A 5,794-nucleotide genomic window follows, 5' to 3' on the forward strand; every position below is an offset into this window, starting at 1 on the left:
ACACATATGCTGGATATGCTGAACACCGAACAATACCTGACATTGAGGAAAGAAGCCTTTGCCAACGATGGTATTACCCCTACTGCCGCTAACGCCCCCGACCTGGTTACCTATGATCAAACAGCCTATACCGATTGGCAAAAATATTTAATTGGCGGAACTGCTCATGTTTCCAATGCACAGGTAAGTTTAAGTGGAGGCGATAGTAAGAACCGCTTTATGCTCAGCAGCAGTTATCATAATGAAACCACTGTAAACCCCGGTGATGGCCGTGATAAGCGCGTGGCCTTTAATGCATCGTATGATTTTACTTCTGAAAATTCAAAGTTCAACCTGGCATTTGCTGCTAATTATACCAATGATGATGATAAAAATTATTCGGGTGATTTAGCCACGATGTATATACTGCCGCCCAATTTCCCGCTCTATAAAGCAGATGGAAAAATGAACTGGGATTTAGGCCAGAACCCCGCCTCCAACCTGATGAAGGTCTATAATAACAAGTCAGATTATCTCAACAGTAATGTCACCATGCGTTATTCCATCCTGGATAATTTGCAGGTAAAGGTAAACCTGGGGTATAATCAAAACGGGATGGATCAGTATAACGCCAATCCACTTGCTGCCAGGGACCCTCGTTATTATAAAGTGTCGACCGCTACTTTTGGAAGTACTAAAAGAAAAGGTTTTATCGTAGAACCACAGATAGATTATAACCTTAAACTGGGCGCCGGCAACCTGAAAGCCCTGGTGGGTGCTACCTGGCAGAAGCGTACGTCGGATGGTTACTACATTACTGCCAGCGGTTATTCTACAGATGAGGCCCTTGGATCTATGCAGGGAGCTACTTCACTGGTGGCATCTTCTTCTTACGGTAATCCGAATGTGGGGTACAATGATTACCGGTACCAATCTATTTTTGGTCGCTTAAGTTATAATCTGCAGGGCAAGTACATTGTGAATGCTACGATGCGCCGCGATGGTTCTTCCCGTTTTGCACCGGAAAACCGTTATGGTAATTTCGGTGCGGTAGGTGCTGCCTGGATCTTCAGTGAAGAATCATTGATAAAAGTCCACCTGCCGTTTTTAAGTTTTGGTAAACTGCGCTCCAGCTATGGTATTACCGGCAATGATATGATTGGTGATTACGGTTATATGTCCAGCTGGACGGTGAGTGGAGGCTCCTATAATGGCGTAGCTACGCTGAATCCTTCCCGCCTGGCCAACTCCGGGTATGGCTGGGAAAAAGTAGCCAAAACAGATGTGGCACTGGAAACAGGATTTTTGCACGATAAAGTTTTATTCAATGTAAACTTTTACAGCAACCGTACTACCAATCAGTTGGTGGGATATAATTTACCTTTTACGGCCGGCTTCTCCAGTGTACAATACAACCTGCCTGCCGTAATACGCAATCAGGGCTGGGAGTTTGAAGTAAATACCACCAACATATCCCGCAAGTCATTTAAGTGGACGACTTCCGTTAACCTGACCATACCGCAGAATAAACTGGTGAGCTATCCGGGTCTGGAAAGCTCGTCTTACCGCTACAGCTATGCGGTAGGCCAGCCATTGCAGGTGTCGAAGGGATATGTATTAACGCAGGTAGATCCTAAAACAGGAGTGCCACAGTTTGAAAGCACTGATTTTGATGAGCGGGCGGTATTTGGCAGCGTAACGCCGAAGTATTATGGTGGTTTACAGAATACGTTCCGTTATAAAAACTGGCAGCTGGATGTCTTCTTCCAGTATAGCAAACAATCCGGCTTCAACTATTTTAATAATGCGTGGAAGAACATCGGCGCTATGAATAATTTTGATGTGACGGTATTAGACCGCTGGCAGAAGGAGGGAGATGTCACCAATATTCCCAAGGCTACTACGTATTCTCCTGACTGGACGTACTACATGACTTCTTCGCAGAACTGGGGCGATGCCTCTTTTATTCGCCTGAAAAATGTATACCTGGCATATAATATTCCATCGGCGCTGATGTCGAAGTTAAGACTGAGCAGTTGCCGTATTTATCTGCAGGGACAAAATCTGTTCACTATTACCAACTATCTCGGCTACGATCCTGAAACACAGGGCATCTTCCAGCCGCCATTAAAAATGTACACCGCAGGTATTCAGTTATCCTTGTAAATGATTAAATGATGCAAAACGTGAACGTATATACGAAAAAGAACCGCATACTGGTAGTATTACTGTTATGTTGTGTAACGATAGTGTCCTGTAAAAAGTTTCTGGATGCTGATCCTCCGAAAGATATTGTGCCTGCCGATCATCTGTTTAATAATGATGCCAACGCGCTGGCGGCCGTATCAGGCGTATACCAGGATATGATGTCTTCCTCCTACGCCCGTATCGCCAATGGTACCCTCAGTATTTACAGCGGATTAACCGCCGATGAGATCTATAGCTTTAACCAGGCCGACCTGGAATTCAGCACCAACCAGATTACTTTTCAGTCCTATTCGTCGGCAGAATATTTATGGCAGTATGGGTATAGTTCCCTGTACCGCGTAAATGCCATTTTAAAGGGCCTGGAAGCGCCTAACGGCGTTAGTGCGGCCACTAATAGCCAATTACTCGGAGAATCGTATTTTATGCGTGCTTTCATCTATTTTCAGCTCACTAACCTGTATGGCAAAATACCTTTAACCGAGGCTATCGATTATCAAACCAACAGCATCTTGCCAAGGGCGGAAGTAGCGGTGGTATATGATACCATCATTGCTAACTTAAAACTCGCGGAAACTTTGTTGCAGGCCACTTATCCTACTACGGGTAAGGTAAGGCCCAATCGCTTCACCGCTTCCGCATTGCTGGCCCGCGCTTATTTATACCGCGGCAGGTATGCCGAAGCAGCTGCCAAAGCAGGAGAGGTAATTGCTGGTCCATACAAACTGGCCGCCCTGAACAAAGTCTTTCTCAAAGAAAGTGAGGAAGCTATCTGGGAGCTGATGCCGGTAGGCAGCAACGGCGTTAATACTTATACCGGTAACCTGTTTATCCCGGATACCAGTAGCTCTTCTGCGCCTAAGTATGCGCTGAACACCGGGCTGGCCAACGCTTTCGAGGCAGGAGATCTGCGTATGAGCAATTGGGTAGGCATCAAAAAGTATAACAATGTTAACTACCTCTATCCGGCTAAGTATAAGGTACGGGTAGGTAGTTCTACTGTGCCGGCCAATGCCACGGAATATGAAATTGTATTTCGTTTGGGTGAACAATACCTGATCCGTGCCGAGGCCAATGCGCAATTGGGAAATACTTTTCCTGCTATTGCAGATGTAGACAGTATCCGTTCCCGTGCGGGGCTGCCGCTGTTGGCGCCTGATATCACGAAGGATGCACTCCTGGCCGCTGTGGCTCGGGAAAGAAGGATAGAATTGTTTGCAGAATGGGGCCATCGCTGGTTTGACCTGATCCGCACCAATAAAGCAGATGCCGTATTGAGTGCGCTCAAACCTACCTGGAAGTCTACCGCCATTCTGTGGCCCATTCCTCAGTATGAATTAAACATTAACACTGCTATCCAGCAAAATGCTGGTTACACCAACTAACCGTATATGAAAAAACTATTAACGGCTACGGCCGCACTATTATCTTTATCGGCTGTGACCCATGCCCAGTCCGTGATACAGGGTACTATTAAAAATGGCGCCACTGGCTGGGTATACCTCAGCTATGATGATAAAGGGCAACAAATAAAAGATTCTGCCGACATAAAAAACGGCCAGTTTCTATTTACTGTAAAAACAGCGGCCACTAACCTGTATTACCTGAATACTGCCGGTACGCAATCTTTTACTTCCCTGATGCTGGAGAAAAATGCGAAGGCAACATTGGTATCTCCTGATAATGAATTGGAGCATGCCGTGATCACTGCCGGTGCTGCACAGCAGGACTGGATAGCTTTTGATAGTGCTTTGAAAACATTGTACCCGGTGGCCACACAGCTGAATGCATTATATGATTCTTCCCGTAAAGCCAATGGAGGTAAAGTAGATTCACTGACCAAAGCACAGGTGGCCGCAGGTTTCAAGGGACTCGACAGAAAAGGCGACAGCATCGTGCAATATTACCTGACCAACAAACACAACACCGTATTGGAAGCTTACCTGGTAGATCGTTTTCATACGGGGCCGGGCAAGGATGCAGAAGCAAAAGAATGGTTTGATAAAATGGGGCCGGTAGCCAAGGCATCAGTGTTTGGAGAAAAGATCCAGACTTTCCTGGCGGTGGCGGCTAAAACGTCTGAAGGGAAAAAAGCGCCTGTCTTTGCCATGAAGGATGTTAACGGGAAAACTGTTTCCCTGGCAGATTTCAAAGGGAAGTATGTATTGATCGATTTCTGGGCCAGCTGGTGCGGTCCTTGCCGCGCAGAGAATCCGAATGTGGTAAAAGCTTTTGAAGCCTATAAGGACAAAGGGTTTACTATCCTGGGCGTATCCCTGGATGACAATGCAGATAAATGGAAAGCAGCGATCGATAAAGATCATCTTACCTGGACACATGTGTCTGACCTGAGTGGATGGAAAAATCCTGCGGTAAAATTATACGGCGTAAGTGCCGTGCCCACCAACTTCCTGGTAGATCCTACCGGAAAAATCATTGGTAAGAACCTGAGAGGAGAAGCCTTACAGCAGAAGCTGAAAGCGATATTATAATCCCGCAAAGCAGCAAAGCAGCAAAGAAGCAAAGGAGCGAAGAGGGAAAGGAGCGAAGGGTGTGTAAATTTTTTCCCCGGGGGAATACGCTGCGGCTTAAAATTCGCTTCAAAATCTTTGCTGCTTTGCTGCTTTGCTGCTTTGCTGCTCTGCGGGAAAAAAATATTTTTATCCCCTGATGATTTTTTCTCCTTTCATGACGCTCGTTTAACATGCCGGCACAACGTTCCCAAAGGTTGTATATATTGCCTTACACTCGTTATGATCAACACCTGGCAGGAGAATATAGCACTGAACAATGATAGCAATGCCTTCAAGGCATTGTACCTGCATCTGATGCCTGGTTTGTCGAAATTTGCCCAATCCTTTTTAAAAGATTCCCTCGCGGCAGAAGATATTGTAGCCGATATTTTCGCGGGACTATGGAGTAACCGGAGTGAGTTAATGAAAATAGACAATCTCCGCGTGTACCTGTTTGCCAGTGTCCGGAACGCCTGTATGAACTACCTGCAGCGGCGTGACCGGATTACCTTTTATGCTTTTGAAGACATGGAGGTGCTGTTGGAACCGCTGGTAACCACCAGCAACCCGGAGCAACAGCTGATCATGGGAGAAATAACCCAGGCCATGCAGGAAGCCATTGATAAGTTACCTGCCAAATGCCGGCTGATTTTTAAGCTGGCTAAAGAAGAAAAACTGAAGTACAAGGAAATAGCGGCTATTCTCAGTATCTCCGTCCGCACCATCGACAGTCAGCTGGCGATTGCTTTCCAGCGGATCCACGCTGCGGTGGATTCCCACCTTGTAAAATAATTTTTATTTTCTTTTAGGTGATTCCATTGGTTGGATTGTCTTATCAGCAGGACGAACCAGATTTTAATGCCTATTCAGCGATATTGGATATTAACAGCACGCAAGCTTAATGGTGAAGCTACTCCGGAAGAATTGTCGGAGCTGGAGGCATTGTCTGCCCAACATGCAGATAAGGCCCGTACCGGTGGCTCGTTGGAGCAGGTATGGCAACAGGCAACACCGGAGATCAGCGGAGACGAGGCGCAACGCCTGCTGGCGTTGCTGGAGCAGCGGATCCCTGAATTGAAGGACGCACCGGCACTGGT

Annotated in this window: 5 protein-coding genes; all 5 read left to right on the forward strand. The window is 46.5% G+C overall.

What is annotated here, in order from left to right:
• On the forward strand, window positions 1–2,145 hold a 2,145-nt coding region (locus tag VIP81_RS12430), incomplete at its 5' end, for a SusC/RagA family TonB-linked outer membrane protein (RefSeq protein ID WP_331960721.1).
• 11 nt (window positions 2,146–2,156) lie between these two features.
• On the forward strand, window positions 2,157–3,569 hold the full coding sequence (locus tag VIP81_RS12435) for a RagB/SusD family nutrient uptake outer membrane protein (RefSeq protein WP_331960724.1): 1,413 nt from the start codon (window positions 2,157–2,159) through the stop codon (window positions 3,567–3,569).
• 6 nt (window positions 3,570–3,575) lie between these two features.
• Complete coding sequence (locus VIP81_RS12440) at window positions 3,576–4,676, forward strand: TlpA disulfide reductase family protein (protein ID WP_331960727.1); 1,101 nt, start codon at window positions 3,576–3,578, stop codon at window positions 4,674–4,676.
• Between the two features lie 261 nt (window positions 4,677–4,937).
• Window positions 4,938–5,489, forward strand: coding sequence for an RNA polymerase sigma-70 factor (locus tag VIP81_RS12445; protein ID WP_331960731.1), 552 nt, complete (start codon window positions 4,938–4,940; stop codon window positions 5,487–5,489).
• A gap of 66 nt (window positions 5,490–5,555) precedes the next feature.
• On the forward strand, window positions 5,556–5,794 hold a 239-nt coding region (locus VIP81_RS12450; protein WP_331960734.1), incomplete at its 3' end, for a hypothetical protein.

This window comes from Chitinophaga sp. (assembly GCF_036566945.1).
GTDB lineage: Bacteria > Bacteroidota > Bacteroidia > Chitinophagales > Chitinophagaceae > Chitinophaga.